The sequence below is a fragment of the Shewanella sp. 10N.286.51.B8 genome, assembly GCF_041469325.1.
Taxonomy (GTDB): Bacteria; Pseudomonadota; Gammaproteobacteria; order Enterobacterales; family Shewanellaceae; genus Shewanella.
The window spans coordinates 1-17,287 of sequence record NZ_JBFRKG010000039.1 but is presented as its reverse complement, the minus strand read 5'-3'; the positions used below and the strand labels follow the sequence as shown (position 1 = coordinate 17,287).

17 protein-coding genes are annotated in these 17,287 nt (G+C 41.4%); 4 read left to right on the top strand and 13 right to left on the bottom strand.

What is annotated here, in order from left to right; genetic code table 11:
• Nucleotides 1–25: 25 nt before the first annotated feature.
• From parC to nudF, 7 genes are all read right to left on the bottom strand, one after another.
• Entirely contained in the window at nt 26–2,317 is a 2,292-nt protein-coding gene (gene parC / locus AB4160_RS15120) for a DNA topoisomerase IV subunit A (protein ID WP_102439945.1), read from the bottom strand.
• A gap of 18 nt (nt 2,318–2,335) precedes the next feature.
• Nucleotides 2,336–3,451 carry a PQQ-dependent sugar dehydrogenase gene (locus AB4160_RS15115; protein ID WP_102439946.1) on the bottom strand — a complete coding sequence of 372 codons (1,116 nt, stop codon included), beginning with the start codon at nt 3,449–3,451 and terminating at the stop codon, nt 2,336–2,338.
• 109 nt (nt 3,452–3,560) lie between these two features.
• The gene (parE, locus tag AB4160_RS15110) at nt 3,561–5,447 is read right to left on the bottom strand and encodes a DNA topoisomerase IV subunit B (RefSeq protein WP_372005360.1); all 1,887 of its coding nucleotides are present in this window, start codon (nt 5,445–5,447) and stop codon (nt 3,561–3,563) included.
• Between the two features lie 56 nt (nt 5,448–5,503).
• Nucleotides 5,504–6,079 carry a YqiA/YcfP family alpha/beta fold hydrolase gene (locus AB4160_RS15105; protein ID WP_102439948.1) on the bottom strand — a complete coding sequence of 192 codons (576 nt, stop codon included), beginning with the start codon at nt 6,077–6,079 and terminating at the stop codon, nt 5,504–5,506.
• A gap of 75 nt (nt 6,080–6,154) precedes the next feature.
• Complete coding sequence (gene cpdA, locus AB4160_RS15100) at nt 6,155–6,994, bottom strand: 3',5'-cyclic-AMP phosphodiesterase (protein ID WP_076539079.1); 840 nt, start codon at nt 6,992–6,994, stop codon at nt 6,155–6,157.
• Nucleotides 6,995–7,033: 39 nt separating this feature from the next.
• Nucleotides 7,034–7,468, bottom strand: a complete 435-nt coding sequence (locus tag AB4160_RS15095; RefSeq protein ID WP_372005358.1) for a DUF1249 domain-containing protein — start codon at nt 7,466–7,468, stop codon at nt 7,034–7,036.
• 78 nt (nt 7,469–7,546) lie between these two features.
• Nucleotides 7,547–8,167, bottom strand: coding sequence for an ADP-ribose diphosphatase (gene nudF / locus AB4160_RS15090; RefSeq protein WP_102475901.1), 621 nt, complete (start codon nt 8,165–8,167; stop codon nt 7,547–7,549).
• 452 nt (nt 8,168–8,619) lie between these two features.
• On the opposite strand from nudF, the gene tolC reads away from it, so the two are divergent.
• On the top strand, nt 8,620–9,927 hold the full coding sequence (gene tolC, locus AB4160_RS15085; RefSeq protein ID WP_372005355.1) for an outer membrane channel protein TolC: 1,308 nt from the start codon (nt 8,620–8,622) through the stop codon (nt 9,925–9,927).
• Nucleotides 9,928–10,030: 103 nt separating this feature from the next.
• Here the strand turns inward: tolC and AB4160_RS15080 are convergent, their stop codons facing one another.
• From AB4160_RS15080 to AB4160_RS15070, 3 genes are read right to left on the bottom strand one after another with little or no spacing between them, the layout of a single operon-like run.
• Nucleotides 10,031–10,783, bottom strand: a complete 753-nt coding sequence (locus tag AB4160_RS15080) for a TIGR04219 family outer membrane beta-barrel protein (RefSeq protein ID WP_303502680.1) — start codon at nt 10,781–10,783, stop codon at nt 10,031–10,033.
• Between the two features lie 2 nt (nt 10,784–10,785).
• The gene (locus AB4160_RS15075; protein WP_102439954.1) at nt 10,786–11,757 is read right to left on the bottom strand and encodes a DUF2333 family protein; all 972 of its coding nucleotides are present in this window, start codon (nt 11,755–11,757) and stop codon (nt 10,786–10,788) included.
• Nucleotides 11,758–11,769: 12 nt separating this feature from the next.
• The gene (locus tag AB4160_RS15070; protein ID WP_102439955.1) at nt 11,770–12,255 is read right to left on the bottom strand and encodes a copper chaperone PCu(A)C; all 486 of its coding nucleotides are present in this window, start codon (nt 12,253–12,255) and stop codon (nt 11,770–11,772) included.
• Nucleotides 12,256–12,290: 35 nt separating this feature from the next.
• Here AB4160_RS15070 and AB4160_RS15065 point away from each other — a divergent pair, with 35 nt between their 5' ends.
• The gene (locus AB4160_RS15065) at nt 12,291–13,028 is read left to right on the top strand and encodes an enoyl-CoA hydratase (RefSeq protein WP_102439956.1); all 738 of its coding nucleotides are present in this window, start codon (nt 12,291–12,293) and stop codon (nt 13,026–13,028) included.
• A gap of 122 nt (nt 13,029–13,150) precedes the next feature.
• Here AB4160_RS15065 and AB4160_RS15060 read toward each other — a convergent pair whose 3' ends face one another.
• The 3 genes from AB4160_RS15060 to dusA form a co-directional block, all read right to left on the bottom strand.
• A complete protein-coding gene (locus tag AB4160_RS15060) occupies nt 13,151–13,357 on the bottom strand; it encodes a PspC domain-containing protein (protein ID WP_102439957.1) in 207 nt (68 codons plus the stop codon).
• Between the two features lie 179 nt (nt 13,358–13,536).
• Nucleotides 13,537–13,872 (bottom strand): hypothetical protein, encoded by a 336-nt coding sequence (locus tag AB4160_RS15055; protein WP_133126612.1) that lies wholly within the window; start codon nt 13,870–13,872, stop codon nt 13,537–13,539.
• 259 nt (nt 13,873–14,131) lie between these two features.
• The gene (gene dusA / locus AB4160_RS15050; RefSeq protein ID WP_372005369.1) at nt 14,132–15,142 is read right to left on the bottom strand and encodes a tRNA dihydrouridine(20/20a) synthase DusA; all 1,011 of its coding nucleotides are present in this window, start codon (nt 15,140–15,142) and stop codon (nt 14,132–14,134) included.
• A 168-nt stretch (nt 15,143–15,310) separates the two neighbouring features.
• Here dusA and AB4160_RS15045 point away from each other — a divergent pair, with 168 nt between their 5' ends.
• Both AB4160_RS15045 and AB4160_RS15040 read left to right on the top strand, forming a co-directional pair.
• Complete coding sequence (locus AB4160_RS15045; RefSeq protein ID WP_372005353.1) at nt 15,311–16,405, top strand: tyrosine-type recombinase/integrase; 1,095 nt, start codon at nt 15,311–15,313, stop codon at nt 16,403–16,405.
• A gap of 125 nt (nt 16,406–16,530) precedes the next feature.
• Nucleotides 16,531–17,287, top strand: a 757-nt coding sequence (locus AB4160_RS15040) for a hypothetical protein (RefSeq protein WP_372005350.1), incomplete at its 3' end; no start/stop codon positions are given.

Below are 17,287 nucleotides of genomic sequence, written 5' to 3'. Positions count from 1 at the left end.
CTTTTATGGCTATTCTGCTGCGCGATTAATCGCTTGATGGCTCAATGTCAGCATCCGTTTGCGCACCGAGCTCGATATCAACACTATCGACCCGTTGTAAACCACGAGGTAGTTTCGCGCCTCTACGGCCTCTCTCACCACGATAATGCTCAAGATCAGATGGTTTTAAAGTTAGCTTACGTTTACCAGCCCACAGGGTAACTGACGCCTCTTGTGGAATAACATCAAGATGGATCAATAGCTCTTCTCTGCTCTTAGCGCGATCCGTTGGGATACCAATGATCTTGTTACCCTTACCTTTCGATAACTGCGGCAAGGCATCAACATCAAAGATAAGCATTCGGCCTTCATTGGTTATCGCCATAATTGACTGAGGCACGCCTTTTTTAACCAATTTAGGCACTAAGGACTGCGCATTCGCAGGCAGGCTTAATAATGCTTTACCAGCCTTATTACGACTCACCATATCTGCATAAGAGCCGATAAAACCGTAACCGGCATCACTGGCTAATAAATAGCATTGTGAATCAACGCCCATCAACACATGGCGCATTACCGCCCCTGGCGCTAAATTAAAGCGTGTCGTGATTGGCTCCCCCTGACTTCTAGCAGAAGGTAGCGTATGTGTATCGGTTGCAAACGCCCGCCCTGTCGAGTCGATAAACACTGATGGCTGATTACTCTTACCGCTGGCACTACATAAGAAGCTATCACCGGCTTTATAATTTAACCCTTCGCCATCAATATCATGACCTTTCGCGCAGCGTACCCAACCTTTGTCAGATAACACTACGGTCACTGACTCTGCTGGGGTCAACTCTTGCTCAGTTAAGGCTTTTGATTCAATACGCTCAATGATAGGCGAGCGGCGATCATCGCCATAGGTTTCACCATCTTGTATGAGCTCTTTTTTAACTAAGGTTTTTAAGCGGCGCTCAGAACCCAAAATAAGTTGCAGCTTATCGCGCTCTGCAGCTAACTCTTCTTGCTCACCTTTAATTTTAAATTCTTCAAGCTTGGCCAAATGACGTAACTTAAGCTCTAAAATCGCTTCGGCTTGCTTATCTGATAAATCAAACCGTGACATTAACTCTTTTTTCGGCTCATCATTGAAGCGAATGATCTCGATGACTTCATCAATATTTAAGAAGGCAATCATCAAAGCATCAAGAATATGCAGCCTTGCAAGTACCTTATCAAGACGGTATTGCAAACGACGGGTCACGGTTGAGATGCGGTAACTGAGCCACTCAGTTAGCATCTCTTTCAGGCCTTTAACCCTTGGGCGACCATCAAGGCCGAGCACATTTAAGTTAACTCGAAAGCTCTTTTCTAAATCCGTAGTGGCAAACAAATGCGCCATTAACTGATCGCAATCAACACGATTTGAGCGAGGCACAATGATTAATCGTACTGGGTTTTCGTGATCAGATTCATCACGTAAATCAGCCACCATCGGCAACTTTTTAGCCTGCATTTGGTTAGCAATTTGCTCTAAAATCTTGCCGCTACCAGCTTGATGTGGCAAACAAGTAATGACAATTTCGCCGCTATCAATCTCGTAAACCGCGCGCATTTTAATCGAGCCACGACCTGTTTCATAAATCTTGGCAATGTCTTTACTTGGGGTAATAATTTCAGCTTGGGTCGGATAATCTGGCCCTGGTACCAGCTCCATTAGGCGCTCAAGTTCCGCTTTAGGATTATCCAATAACTCCACACACGCAGACACTAATTCACGCACATTGTGTGGTGGGATATCGGTTGCCATACCCACGGCAATACCGGTAATACCGTTTAATAAAATATGCGGTAAGCGTGCAGGCAATGATTTCGGCTCTTTTAAAGTTCCGTCAAAGTTAACGCCCCATTCAACCGTGCCTTGGCCTAATTCAGATAAAAGCACTTCTGAAAATTTTGATAAGGTCGCTTCGGTATAACGCATGGCTGCGAATGACTTAGGGTCGTCTGGCGCCCCCCAGTTACCTTGACCTTTGACTAAGGGGTAACGATAGGAAAATGGCTGCGCCATTAATACCATAGCTTCATAACACGCACTGTCACCATGGGGATGGTATTTACCTAATACGTCACCCACGGTTCTAGCAGACTTTTTAGGCTTAGATTGAGCTGATAATCCAAGCTCGCTCATAGCGTAAATAATACGACGTTGAACAGGCTTTAAACCATCGCCAATATGTGGCAAAGCACGATCCATGATTACGTACATTGAATAGTTTAAATAAGCCTCTTCTGTAAAACGGCGTAGGGGCATTTGCTCTACACCATCAAGGCTTAATTCAATCGCATCACTCATTAGTTAATATTCCTGTGATTATTCTGGCGCTTTATAAAACAAGCGATATACATTGCCTTTTAGGTCATCAGAGATGAACACTGCACCATCGGGTGCATTTATCAGGTCATAAGGTCTAGCAACGGGAAACTCACCGTCTAAAAAGCTGACGACTCTTTCGCGCTTGATAATTTGGTCATCTTCAAGGGCTAACATCACCACCTGATAACCAATTTTACTTGAGCGATTCCACGAGCCATTTTCAGCAACAAATAATTGATGATGGTAACGCTCAGGAAAATTATCACCTTGATAAAAAAGTAGGCTGGTTGGTTTTACATGCGCTGGTAATTCAAATTCTGGTGTTGAAACATTGAGGTTGTCTGGTTTCTTAAAAGAAGGCTCAACAACATTGGTTCCATGAATATAGGGAAAACCAAAATGGCTACCCTTTACGTCTATGCGGTTTATTTCATCGGCTGGCATGGTATCACCCATCCAATTTCGGCCTTGATCAGCAAACCATAATTTAGCGCTGCTCGGCGACCAGTCAAAACCAATAACCCGCCTTAATCCTGATGCCACTTGTTCGGTGTCACCCGTCTTAATATCAATGGCTAACATGCTGCTAAATGGCGCTTCTGCTTCACACACATTACACGGAGAACCAATAGAGATATACAGTCGGCCATCGGGTCCAAACTTCATCCCACGAGCATGTTTGCGCTCAACACTTGGCAGCCCTGAGTACACCTCTTTGGGTCTACCAGGACGCCTAAGGCGGTCTTCAATATCTTGATAACGTAAAATACGGTCTTGATCAGCGACATACAAATCACCGTCATGAAACGCGATAGCTTCTGGGTACTCTAAGCCTTTACCAATTAGGTAGCGTTTGTTTACCTGACCATCGTTATCAGAGTCGACTAAAGCATAAATGGTGCCGCTCTTTTTTGAGCCGACAAACAAGGTGCCGTTAGTGCCCATTGCCATTTGTTTGGCATCACCTAAATCTGAGGCATACAGTGTCAGCCCAAATCCTTTAGTCACAGTAATCATCATGGTGTCGGCTGCAAAAGCTTTAACCACAGTCATTTGTGTTAAAGCAAGCACGGACAACGCCTTTAACGCTGTCTTAGCTTGCTTAAAGTCCATTTTAAATTTTATGTTCGACATCTTAGTAATTTTTGCCTTCATTGTTGTTATAAGCAATTGCTATCAGCAATCGTTATGGGCAATTGTTATGGGCATAAAACTGAGTAAATTACAGCTGAGCTAGATCACCTTTAGACTCTAACCAGATTTTACGATCTGGCGAGCGCTTTTTCGCAAGTAACATATCCATGAGTGCGACTGTGTCTTCATTATCATCAATGGTTAATTGCACCAAACGGCGGGTATTAGGATCCATTGTGGTTTCTCGCAGTTGCAATGGGTTCATCTCACCTAGACCTTTGAAACGAGTGACTTGCACTTTGCCTTTTTTCTTTTCTGCCACAATTCGGTCTAATATACCGTTTTTTTCATCTTCATCTAAAGCATAAAAAACTTCTTTGCCTAAATCGATACGAAACAGCGGTGGCATTGCAATATACACATGGCCTTTCTCGACCAACACACGATAATGCTTCATAAATAAAGCACATAATAGGGTCGCAATATGCAGACCGTCGGAGTCGGCATCAGCAAGAATACAAATTTTGCCGTAGCGTAACTCTGAAATATCAGCACTGTCTGGATCGCAGCCTATAGCGACTGAGATATCATGTACTTCTTGCGAGGCTAATACCTGTGACGCGTCCACTTCCCAGGTATTTAAAATCTTACCTCTAAGGGGCATAATCGCTTGAAACTCACGATCGCGCGCCTGTTTAGCACTACCACCCGCAGAGTCACCCTCCACTAGAAATAGCTCACCGCGCATTGGGTCTTGGCCACTACAATCAGTTAATTTACCCGGTAAAGCCGGCCCTGAAGTAACTTTTTTACGGGCTACTTTTTTAGCCGCTTTTAAGCGTTTTTGAGCATTGTTAATACAAAGTTCAGCTAATTGTTCAGCTTGCTCGGTATTAGAGTTAAGCCATAGCGAGAAAGCATCACGAACAATACCAGAAACAAAGGCAGAGCTTTGACGGCTTGAAAGCTTCTCTTTAGTTTGACCGGAAAATTGTGGGTCCTGCATTTTGATAGATAAAATAAATGAGGCTTTATCCCAAATATCTTCAGGTGAGAGCTTAATGCCTCGAGGCACCAGATTACGAAACTCGCAGAACTCGCGCATCGACTCCAATAAGCCTTGTCTGAAACCATTAACGTGAGTCCCGCCAAGTGGCGTAGGGATCAAGTTAACGTAACTTTCATACAAACTATCTCCACCTTCAGGCAGCCAAGTAATGGCCCACTCTGCCGCGTCCATTTTACCGGTAAAACTACCAATGAATGGCTCTTCAGGTAACAAGACCGAATCTTTTACCGCTTCTTTTAAGTAATCAGTTAAGCCACTTTCGTAAAACCACTCATGTACTTCACCGTTTTGCTTATTGCAAAACTTAATCCGTAAACCAGGGCAAAGCACAGCTTTAGCCCGCAATAAATAAAGTAGCTTAGTAAGCGAGAAGTTACCTGAGTCAAAATAACTGGCATCTGGCCAAAAATGAACTCGGGTACCGGTATTACGACGACCACAGGTGCCGGTAACACGTAAGTCTTCGACCTTGTCACCATTTTCAAATGCCATATCATACACTTGAGCATCACGACGAACGGTAATTTCAACCCGAGTCGATAAGGCATTCACCACCGAAATACCTACCCCGTGCAAACCACCAGAGAATTGGTAATTTTTATTCGAGAACTTACCACCGGCGTGCAATTTAGTGAGGATCAATTCAACCCCAGGAATACCTTCTTCAGGGTGAATATCCACAGGCATACCACGGCCATCATCAGTCACTTCCAATGAATTATCGGCGTGCAATACTACTTCAATTTTTGAGGCGTGACCGGCGAGCGCTTCATCGACACTGTTGTCGATAACTTCTTGACCTAAATGATTCGGCCTGGTGGTGTCGGTGTACATACCAGGACGGCGTTTAACAGGGTCGAGTCCATTAAGAACCTCGATAGCGTCAGAAGTATATTGATTGCTCATAGTCCACACATTTGGTCAATTATTGGCCCAATATTACAGGCCGAAAAGAATACTTGTTATTTAATTTGTAAAAAATCACATATCTTATCTAGCTGATTTTTGTAGCCAATAAAACTGTGGTCACCGTTGGCCTCTAAATGAAGCTGACAACAATGATATTTCGATAATGCTTGACGATAATCTAACACTTCATCGCCAGTTTGCAAAAAAACTAAAAATCTATCTGGGCGACGAATGACTTCAGTATTATATTCAGCAACATCAAGTTTATGTTGCGGTAATACTTGGTAATGTTCATCGGTATAGGGGTTATATTGCGGCCCTAAAAACCCATCAAACAATTCAAAGGGTTTTACTGCAGGGTTTATCAACACTGCTTTACCGCCATATTGTTCAGCTAAATAGCTAGCAAAGTACCCACCTAAAGACGATCCAATGTAGGTTAACGGTTCACCTTCGGCTTTCGCTTGTTCCACAATACCACATAACAAGGTCATCGCCGCTTTAGGTGATGAAGGAAGTTGAGGTTGGTGAAAAGGGTAATCCGGAAAACGTTGTTTTATATAGTCAGCCGTTTCCTTGGCTTTATCTGAAAGAGGTGAACTATTAAATCCATGTATATAGAGCAGCATATTTCCTCTCGCTAAGGTGATATTGAAATTCCAACAGCAGAATGAATATCAAGTTAACCAATAACGAAAAAACGTCTAATAACCGCTCGCATCATTATCTGGAGAGAAGTTTTCGCCAGGCACCCGATAAACATTAGTATGAATGCTACCATTGCTAGCTAGCTCCAGCAAACGATAGCCGGGTTGAAGTCCATCTAGGGCAAAATAAGAAGATTTTGGCTTAAATTGTATACAAGTTGACGGGGTCGCCATTAAGTGAATAGCACCATTGGCGCCTTGATATTCACTATCAATAGCTTGATGCACATGGCCCCATAGCGCGGCTTTCACTTGAGGGTATTCCCCCATGCGCTGTAAAAAGTTATCGCCATTAATCATGCAATGCTGATCAAGCCAGCTGCACTGCACTAAAATCGGATTATGGTGCATAACCAGTAACACGTGTTTCTCAGGATCAGCTTTGATAGCAGCATCAATCAATTTAAATTGATCTTCAGCCATAAAGCCACCCGGTTTACCACGCACTGTTGAGTCCAACATCAATATTTGCCAGTTACCAATGATAATGCGCTGCTGACCAAACAATTGTTTGCCCTGCATATGCAAGCTCATCAAGCGTGGGTCATCATGATTACCCGGTAAATAATGACAAGGCATATCGAGTTTTGTAACTGCATTTGAAAAATGCTGGTATGACTGAGGAGAGTAGTCTTGGCTGATATCGCCAGAGGCCAACATGATGTCAGCTTGCTGATCTGATGCTAAAAAAGTGTCTAGTACCGCCTGAAAACTGGCAGCCGTATTCACCCCTAAAAGCTGCGCTTCTGGATCGGCAAATAGATGAGGATCAGTGACTTGAATCAGCCTGACGACATCCGTTTCAGCGATGGGGTAACTCACTGGCTCTTTTAGCACTAATTAATCCTAGACATAAATTAATTCAATGTAGCAGAACTATGTCGAACATAGATGCTGGGGACGGCATCCAATCTTAAGTAGCTCTTCCAAAAATGCATTAACTTGATATTTCTCATCCGTTTGATGCATATGTACATTTGGATAATCATACACTGCTTTTAATCGATAAATCTGTTGACTAGTTAACACTTCTGCTAATTGAGCATCATGATAGACTCGCACACATGCTTTAGGTGTGGCAAGGAAATCTCCCAAAGGAAAATGCCGCTTTATTTCAATTAGTTGTGTATATTTAGTATTTTCAATAATCGTGATATCTAATAGCCCAAATTGGCCTTTAACAGTCCAAGGCTCATTAATTTCACCATCTTCAGGTAACCATTTCAAAATCAGCGCATAATTACGGCCGCACAATGCTAAAAAAGCACTCACGTTTGGCTGGTACTTATTTTTGGTTACTTGCTGACTCAATTCAAACCTCTTTAATTAGCTTTACATTACGCTTAAATATTGATGATAAGCCGCTTAGCCAGTGTGCTGATTGAACGGCTATGAGGTCACTTTATCTAAGTTTAATGCCAACCATTGTAGACCAATCACGGTAGAGGCATTATCAATACGGCCATTGTTGACCATATCCATGGCGACATCAAAATCGACCACATGCACTTTTATATCTTCATGCTCATATTCAAGGCCGTGTATGCCTTGGGCTTTACTGGCATCAACTTTAGCCCAGTAAAAATAAAATCGTTCAGATGAACCACCTGGTGTCGCCAGAAAGCTATTAACGAAATGCATTTCAGTGGCACTAAGCCCTGTCTCTTCCATTAACTCTCGATGGGCAACCTCTTCGGCCACCTCGTCAGCGGCGATCATACCTGCAACCAATTCAAGTAGCCAAACAGAATTGGTGGTCCCTATTGCAGGTAAGCGTATTTGCTCGATAAGGACGACTTGATGAGTGACTGGATCATAGGGCAGTACCACAACCGCATTACCCCTTTCAAATACTTCACGAGAGACAACCTCACTCCAACCACCGTCAAAAAGTTTATGCTTAAATTGATATTCATCCACTTGAAAAAAGCCTTTAAAAACGGTTTTAGTATCAATGATTTCAACATCTGTTTCAGCGTTAAACTGTGCAAGTATTTCATTATTTTTCATATTTTTTTCTTACAATTTGTAAGCCCTTTAAAATATTTCATACACTATTATACGGTGGTTATATTTAAGCAGGGGATTTTAATAAAGTCTGTTACAACTTGAAAGTTGATATTTGCCTTAGAAATGATAACCTTTTTCACGATATACAGCAGAGTCTGTTGATCTTTCATGGTTATTTTTGCAACAACAGCTAAAATCTATCTAGGTAATTGAGCAATAAATGTAACATTGCATTTTCTCATACCCATAAATGCATTATCCGTAGCAATAAATGCTACTGAAACACTGTAAAATTTAAGCTAGAAAGATGAACAGATCCTCGCTGCATAGCGACAACTCAGGATTTTAAGCAAGTGCGATAGTACTAAATGATGCTTACTTAATAATGAGTACCGTAAACACCAAAATTATTTTTCCTCCATTGATGGAGATATTGTCTAAAAGGGCAGCAAATGAAATTTAAAATTAGTTCAATATACGCAGCGCTAACATTAGCAGTTGCTGCACCTGCGGCAAATGCTGACGATTTACTGCAAATTTATCAACAAGCACTTACCAGTGACACCGTAGTACTGCAAGCACAAGCTCAGCGCGATGCATTATACGAAAGCATTCAAGAAAACCGTGCGCCTTTACTGCCGACTATTAGTGCCAACGTGGGTTACTCAAAGGCATGGAATAAAGAAGATGGTCAGGACACCAACAAGCCAGATGGCTTTACTGGTGGTATCAGCTTAAACCAAGTTATTTATGATCACAGCGCTTGGGTCGGTTTAGATTTAGCTGAAATGGCAGCATCACAAGCTGACTCAGCTTATGCATCAACGTTACAATCATTAATTATCCGTGTAACTGATGCATACTTTGCTGTATTAACCGCAAAAGATAACTTTGAGTTCCAAGGTGCTGAAAAACGTGCGATTGAGCGTCAATTGGAGCAAACTAAGCAACGTTTTGCAGTAGGTCTTACCGCGATTACCGACGTTCATGAAGCTCAAGCGCAATATGATTTAGCCTCAGCCACTGAGATTTTGGCCGAAAATACCTTAGCAAACAGTTACGAAGCATTACGTGAAATCACAGGTATAGATCACAAGTCAATTAACATTCTAGATACGACCCGCTTTTCTGCTGGCGCAACCTCGCCAACAACCTCAGCTGAATGGTTAAAAATTGCAGAAACCAACAGTATTGATTTAATGACCCAACGTATTGGCCGTGATATTGCCAGTGAAACCATTAGCCTTTTTAAAGCTGGCCATATGCCATCATTAAACTTGGGCGCTGGTTACACTAAAGGCTTTGATCAAAACCCAGGTCTTGATTACGACAATGCCAACATTGGCATTACCTTAAGCGTACCGATTTTTGAAGGCTTTAAAGTTTCGTCACAAGTAAAGCAAGCTCAATATCAATATGTTGAAGCCAGTGAACTGCTTGAGCAAACTCACCGTAGTGTGGTTAAAAATGTACGCAATAACTTTAACAATGTCGGCGCGTCAATCAGCTCTATCCGCGCTTACGAGCAATCTGTTATATCTTCTGAAAGTGCTTTAAAAGCCACTCAAGCAGGTTTTGAAGTGGGCACGCGTACCATTGTTGATGTATTAAACCGTACTCGTGATTTATACGATTCAAAGCGTCAACTGTCTGATGCTCGTTACGGCTATATCACTTCGATCCTTGCTCTTAAACAAGCAGCCGGTACTTTAAACGAAGACGATATCATCTCAATTAACAATGGCCTTATTTCAGAATAACCTTTGTTACTGAGTAAGCCCTATTGCTGATGCCTTATTCAGGCAACAAAAAACCGCCAAATGGCGGTTTTTTTATTGGGCATTTATAACGCTTATTCAGTCTTTAGAATGTCAGTTCAACACCGGCAAAGGCACCTTTAAACGACATATTCTGAGTTGTGCGAGAAAAGTCATCGACATCAAACTTGAACTCGCGGTAACCCACTCGGATTGCCGTGTCTAAAGCAACACCATCAAATTTCCAACCTAAACCAGCGTTGTAGTCATAAACATTTGACTCATCAATGCCTAGCATGACATCAGCAAATGCATATAAACCCAGCCCTGGCACGCCCACTTCAGCACTACCGTAAAGCATAACAATACCGCTATCCACATCGACTTCTGAAGAAATTGCAGAACCAGCATCGGTAGTGCCATTAATTCTTATTGAACCATGCATTTGCTTGTAGGCAGCACCTAAATCTAAAGCTACTAAATCATTGTCTAGAATTTCGTAATAAAATACGAAATCCGTATTACTTAGATCATTATAAGCAGTAGAAGCGCCATCGATAGAAATATCGTTAAAGAAAAAGTTTGAATCAGTTTGCTTGCCTTTACCTTCTAAACGGTTTTCACGAATTTTAACGTTAGGCACTAACGGAATTGGGTGCTCAAAAGCAATCCATACACTGCCCTGTGCATCAGAGTCATAGTTATAAGTTTGCCCTACACCATCGTCACTATTGAATGAGCCGCTGGTGTCAGCTTGCCAATAATCACCACCGACTTTAAAACCAAGCACAGTTGCAGCTTGCGCTGAAGAGATGCTTAATAAACCCAATAAACTGGTGGCAAGAAGTGTCTTTTTCATCATTATCCCTGAGAGAGTAAGTTAGTTAAATCGATTACCGCAGCATTCGCGCGGGAAATATAGTTAGCCATGACTAATGAATGGTTGGCGACTAAACCAAAACCATCTCCGTTCAGCACCATTGGGCTCCAAACAGTTTGCTGAGTGGCTTCAAGTTCACGAATAATTTGTCGTAAACTCACCTCAGCATTTTTCTTTTCCAGTACATCTGCAAAATCAACTTCAATTGCCTTCATGAAATTAAGCAAAGCCCAAGCACTGCCTCGGCTTTCATAAAGCACATCATCAATTTTCCACCAGCTGGTTTTAATTTCTGAACTGGCGAGCGATGGCGTTGATTGCCTTGCAGTAGAATCACCGGCTAAATCAGTATTTAAACGCTCTTGACCAACACTGGCAGACAGCCGTTGTGAGATACTGCCTAAACGTTTTTGCACTTCTTTAAGCCATTCATTGAGGTTGTCTGCGCGAGCGTAAAACTGGGCATTACTGTTTTCGGTATCACTGATTTTAGCGCGGTAAAGTTTCAGTAATTTTATCGCTTCACGGTACTCGCCTTCAGCGCTAGGCACCAACCAACTGGTATGCTCAATATTAAGTTTTGAATGCGCAGCCAGTAAATCGCTATCTGCTGTCGATTGAGATTGTGAGCGACTAAACTCTTTACGCATAATCAGCGCTAAATCGCGAGACTGCTCTAATGCACCAAACTCAAATGCTGGCATATTATCCATCATCACTGATGGCGGCATAATATCGTTGGAAAGCCAGCCACCTGGTTTGTCCAATAAGCTTTCGAGAGTGTCTATCAGTGAAGAAGTTGTCGCGTAGCCAATAACGTGCTCGCCACGTTCATTTTGTAGCGTTTCGGGCTCTAGGATGTCTGGCTCAATGCTCCACCAAACCGCAATGACATAGCCGATTAATAGAATAATCCCTATGACACTAAAAATTTTTTTCCTTGTGATTTGCATCAATACAACTCCTTAATGATGATGGTGATGATGGCTTTCTTGCTGATCAGTACTCGCCTTTTTATCAACCATTAATTCAATATTTAACTGCTGACCATCAGCAAAAGTTAATGTTAATGGTACTTTATCACCGACGGTTAACGGCTTAACCAGTGACAACAGCATGATGTGATCACCCGATGGTTGCAATGTTAAGCTGCCATGTGATTCTATATCAAACCCTTCAACTTGGCGCATTTTCACAATGCCATTTTCTTCAATTAGGGTATGTAATTGGGCTTCTTTTGCCACTGGTGTAGTCACAGAGACTAATGTAGCAGTGTTATCTGAATGGTTCATTAAAGTAAGATAAGCTGCGGTGTTGGGCACACTGGCAGGCATGGCTCTAACATGGCCTTCTGAAAGCATAATGCCCGCAGTGGCCGAAATAGAAAATGTGGTTAAAACTAAAAAACTAAACAGCTGTTTGAATATCGCTTTCAATGTCTTAAACTCCATGTACACCCTAGTCGCTTCCCGAAGGAAAACAGCCTATGAGTCAGATTCAGATAAAGGATGATCAAGGCGTACGTATTATCAGTTTCAATCGTCCTGAAAAACGAAATGCCTTTAATCTTAAAATGTACCAACAGCTTACAGAATACCTGATCCAAGGTGAGCACGACAATGCAATTCGCGCCTTTATGTTACGAGGCGAAGGCAATTGTTTCACATCGGGTAATGATATTAGCGATTTCCTCAACAGCGGCGAGTTAAATGAAACCCATCCCACAGTGCAATTTTTGCATTGTATCCTTGAGATAAAAAAGCCATTGATAGCCGCAGTATCTGGCGCAGCTGTGGGCATTGGTACCACTTTATTACTGCATTGCGATTTGGTTTATGCCGATAACAGCGCTACATTTCAGCTACCTTTTGTCAATCTCGCCTTGGTACCAGAAGCAGCATCAAGCTTGTTACTTCCGCTCATTGTCGGGCAGCAAAAAGCGGCTGAACTTATCTTATTAGGTGAAAGCTTTACTGCCAGCACCGCAAAAGAATTAAATATTATCAACCAAGTGGTTGAGCAATCACAATTAGATGATTTTGTATTATCACAAGCAAAGAAATTAGCAGCTCAGCCACCCTTGGCGCTGCAGGCATCTAAACAGTTATTAAGGCATAACCAAGCTGAAGTGAAACAACAAATGCTTAAAGAGTTAGTGTTGTTTAGTGAAAGACTAAAAAGTGATGAGGCCAAAGCTCGGTTCCAAGCTTTTTTAACGAAGTAGTCTCTGGTTTAAGCATTGATATCATTTACGCTGGGATAAACCAGTAAAATAGTCATTTAACACTGAAGTATGAATGATAATGCTGAACTAATCTTGAACGACAGCAGCGTTCATACTTCAGTTTAATATCTGGATTTTTTCTGGGTCATGATAATGGCAGTCACAAAGTAACCAATGAGTCCGATGCTAGGGCTCATTAAAATTGCCACTAGGGTTAACACTCGGGTCCACAATACTGACCAGCCAAATTGTTTTGCTAATCCGTGTGATGCGCCACATATCAAACTGTCATCGGTTGTTAACCATTTTTCTAAGTCTGTTAAGTTCATTTTTGTTCTCCTGCGATCTCCATTGAAGCCAGTTCAGCAGACATTGCCTTGACGCTATTAAATTGGTACCACTGCAACCCACATATCATTATCGAGCATGCGATAAAGCTAAAAACAGGAAGCAGTAGTAAAGAAGTTAATGGATCAGCTAAATGAAATATCATCATTAAATCCATAAATCAGTCCTCATTGCTTGCTAAAGCAGTGTCTGATTGTGTTGCTATTACATCGTCAGTCATTTCAAGCGAGCTGTTTAACTCAAAAACTTGTTCAGCAATTTGGCTATGTAAGCTCAAGCTAATTTCTTGTCTCGCAGTTTGTAGCATTTCAGTGGTTGCATCAGTCAAACGAGCTTCTAATACCTCTACCATGTCAGCACTATTAAGTTCATTTGCTTGAGCACCAATACTTGCGGTGGCGATAACAGCAATTAATGCCAGTTTCTTAAACATGCGATTGCTTGTTGTAGATGATGAACTAACCACTGAATTTTCATTTGATATTGAGTTAAACATGATGTTTTCCTTTCCTAATGTTGGGTACACCATGGTTATTACAAGCTACGTGCCAAGTTTTAAAAAACAATATAAACGACTGATTAATAGTAGTTATATTAACTTTAAACAAAAACAGGCTCACAACAGCCACTGAACAATAATCAAACAATTAGTCATTTTCACCATCCTGATAGTGAATTTAGCTAATACTTAATTAGCTAAGCTACAGGCATAAAAAAAGCGCCTCAATGAGACGCTATTTTTAACGAATAAAGACTTAATCATTACTCATGTTATTAGGGTAGAAAGTCACATCAGCAGGCGGCCTACTTTGATGCATTTTCTCAACCGCATCCCAAATAACCTCAACACCCGCACCCGGCTTATGAGCGTTTTCACTAAGATATCTACGCCAGCCCCTTGAGCCAGGTAGGCCTTGAAATAAGCCAATCATGTGACGAGTGATGTGGTTTAAACGCCCGCCTGACTGTATATGCTGCTCAATGTAGGGCACCATTTGTTCAATCACTTGCTCACGAGTTAACACAGCTTTGTCGTCACCGTAAATACGTTGATCCACTTCAGCTAATATATAAGGGTTTTGGTACGCTTCACGGCCGATCATCACCCCATCTAATTGCTGTAAATGCACCAATGAATCTTCAATGGTTTTAACGCCGCCATTAATACTGATATTTAAATCAGCATAATCCCGCTTTAATTGATACACCCGCTCATAGTTAAGCTCTGGAATTTCACGATTTTCTTTTGGGCTTAACCCTTGTAACCACGCTTTTCTGGCATGGACAATAAAAGTATCGCAACCAATAGCTTTAACCGTATCAACAAATTCGGTGAGAAATTCATAACTGTCTTGCTCATCGATACCAATACGGGTTTTAACCGTCACAGGGATATCAGCAACTTGCTTCATGGCATCAACACATTCTGCAACTAACTTAGGCTCAGCCATCAAACAAGCGCCAAACCGTCCGCTTTGGACTCTATCTGATGGACAACCCACATTTAAATTGATTTCATCATAACCGCGCTCAAAAGCCAGTTTGGCACAGGTGGCTAAATCTTTAGGGTTAGACCCACCAAGCTGCAAAGCAAGCGGATGCTCTTCTTGGTTATAAGCTAAGTAATCAGCCTGACCATGAATGATCGCCCCTGTCGTCACCATTTCGGTATAAAGCACAGTATGTGCAGACATCAGGCGCGCAAAGTAACGGTAATGCCTATCGGTCCAATCAAGCATTGGAGCGATTGAAAGTGAGCGGTCCATCTTGTTGTTAATCAATTCTGTAGAACCTTATTATTAATCAGTAACTTGCAAAAGGTGCATTCGATTTTCACCAGCATGTGTAAACGTTTTTTTTAACGTATTTCACCCTTTTAGTCCCTCTCGGGGGAGCTAAAACCCCTTTTCGGGGGAACTGCTGGAGAATGCGTAATGGCAAATTATACCATCAATAAACGTACAAGAAAAAACGATACTGTATATTGTGCAAGAGTCAGAGTAAAAGAAAAAGGAATAGTTACCTTCTCAAAAAGTAAAACCTTCCACTCTAAAGTGGCTGCTACGCGCTGGGCCAAAAATACCGTTCACAAAGTTGAGAACAACCTTAACAGCCAAGCTTTTGATCTTATTGACTGCACGCTCGTAGAGCTTATCGATAAATATGTCGGATATAAGCAAAAATCTGAAAAACCACTCGGCCGGACGGCATTTTTTGCATTACGCCAAATTAGTTCTTATCCGTTAGCAAAAATGTTGGTCAGTCATATCAAGTCCGCCGACATCGTTGATTTCTGTTTAGCAAGACGCAAAAGTGCTTCATCCCCTTCACCGCAAACATTGTCAGTTGATGTCAGTTGTATAAGAAAAGTTTTCCGAGTCGCTAAATCAATGTTTAACATAAATATTGACGATAGGCCGATTATTGATGCCTATCCTGCTCTACATGATCTAAAACTGATTGCCCGCTCAAATACACGTCAAAGAAGATTAGAAACGGATGAACTACAAAGGCTCGCTTTGGCATTGAAAGAGAAAGAAAATCATCATTGCTGCTCAATTGCCTATCATGATGTGTTCCTCATTTCAGTGTTAACTTGTTGTCGTATTAGTGAGATTTGTCGATTACGCTGGGAAGATCTCAATATCGAAGCAAAAACAATTCTCGTTCGAGACCGTAAAAACCCCAATGGCTCATTTGACAACAATAGTGTGCTCCCTTTAATAGGAGAATCATTCGACATCATTTATAAACAACCAAGGCTCAATGAATACTTATTTCCCTTTAACCCCAAATCGGTCACATCGGGTTTTCGTCATACCAGTCGAAAACTTGGAATTGAAAATTTACGCTATCACGATCTGCGCAGAGAAGGAGCGAGTCGCTTAATCGAACATGGGTTAAGTGTTGAAGAAGCCGCTCGAATTACAGGACATAAAGATTTAAAAGTACTTTGGCAGGTCTACATTTCGATACAACCAGAACATTTTAATATTTTCCACGAAAAAAAATTAAAATTATTTAGTTGATTAAAATAAACAACTTAAGAATAAAGATTAAGAACAAAACTTAAAACGCGGCATAACCCAAGTTTATAATATCAACACCCGTTAGTTAACAATATTCAGACTGTTAACTAACGAGAGAGATTGATATGGCATATTTCACTATAAAAGAAGTCGAGCTGGAAAGTGGTAAAACAAGACATAAAGTTGTAGTTAAAGAGAAGAATAAAGATGCCCCCATAGCATCAAAGTCCAAAACGTTTGATTCTCTTCAGGAAGCTGAAATCTGGGCTGAAAAAACTAAAGTTCATCTAAAGAATTTATGCCTTACTGATACCAGCACATTAAGAGTGCTTAATACCGATATGTTAATTTACTGCAATCATAAAGTCGCAGCATTAACCTCTTCGTGTACCCTTAAGCGATTTGTTGAAGCTTATTTGGAATATCAAATAACAATCGATAAACCTATTTCAGACACTGCAATAGGCAGCTTACAGATCGTACGAGAGCACGACCTAGCCACAATACCTGTCAACGAAATCACGTTCGAACATCTAAAAACATTCTGCACTGATCGACTTCAAAGTTGCGAAGCATCCACAGTAAGAGTCGACATCAGCAATATAATGCGCGTCATTCGTGAATTAGCCGGAATGAAAAAATTAAATATTACTGATCAGGTTGTCAAACAACATTACCCTCAATTAAAAAGAGATGGATTCATTGCCGACAGCGCAACGCGAACTAGAAGACTAGAAGAAGGTGAGTTTATTCGCATATTGAAAGGTTTGTTTCGCTACGATAAAAAAACAAACATCAAAAATAACTACCCCGCAATCTTTGTACTATCCATAGACACAACATTAAGAATTTCCGAGCTAATGGCATTAACCTTGAAGGTCA

Excerpts from the sequence above, each read along its gene's own strand:
- parC (WP_102439945.1), bottom strand. The coding sequence starts at position 2,317 with ATGAGTGATGCGATTGAATTAAGCCTTGATGGTGTAGAGCAAATGCCC.
- AB4160_RS15115 (WP_102439946.1), bottom strand. The coding sequence starts at position 3,451 with ATGGACTTTAAGCAAGCTAAGACAGCGTTAAAGGCGTTGTCCGTGCTT.
- parE (WP_372005360.1), bottom strand. The coding sequence starts at position 5,447 with ATGAGCAATCAATATACTTCTGACGCTATCGAGGTTCTTAATGGACTC.
- AB4160_RS15105 (WP_102439948.1), bottom strand. The coding sequence starts at position 6,079 with ATGCTGCTCTATATACATGGATTTAATAGTTCACCTCTTTCAGATAAA.
- nudF (WP_102475901.1), bottom strand. The coding sequence starts at position 8,167 with ATGAAAAATAATGAAATACTTGCACAGTTTAACGCTGAAACAGATGTT.
- tolC (WP_372005355.1), top strand. The coding sequence starts at position 8,620 with ATGAAATTTAAAATTAGTTCAATATACGCAGCGCTAACATTAGCAGTT.
- AB4160_RS15080 (WP_303502680.1), bottom strand. The coding sequence starts at position 10,783 with ATGAAAAAGACACTTCTTGCCACCAGTTTATTGGGTTTATTAAGCATC.
- AB4160_RS15075 (WP_102439954.1), bottom strand. The coding sequence starts at position 11,757 with ATGCAAATCACAAGGAAAAAAATTTTTAGTGTCATAGGGATTATTCTA.
- AB4160_RS15070 (WP_102439955.1), bottom strand. The coding sequence starts at position 12,255 with ATGGAGTTTAAGACATTGAAAGCGATATTCAAACAGCTGTTTAGTTTT.
- AB4160_RS15065 (WP_102439956.1), top strand. The coding sequence starts at position 12,291 with ATGAGTCAGATTCAGATAAAGGATGATCAAGGCGTACGTATTATCAGT.
- AB4160_RS15060 (WP_102439957.1), bottom strand. The coding sequence starts at position 13,357 with ATGAACTTAACAGACTTAGAAAAATGGTTAACAACCGATGACAGTTTG.
- AB4160_RS15055 (WP_133126612.1), bottom strand. The coding sequence starts at position 13,872 with ATGTTTAACTCAATATCAAATGAAAATTCAGTGGTTAGTTCATCATCT.
- dusA (WP_372005369.1), bottom strand. The coding sequence starts at position 15,142 with ATGGACCGCTCACTTTCAATCGCTCCAATGCTTGATTGGACCGATAGG.
- AB4160_RS15045 (WP_372005353.1), top strand. The coding sequence starts at position 15,311 with ATGGCAAATTATACCATCAATAAACGTACAAGAAAAAACGATACTGTA.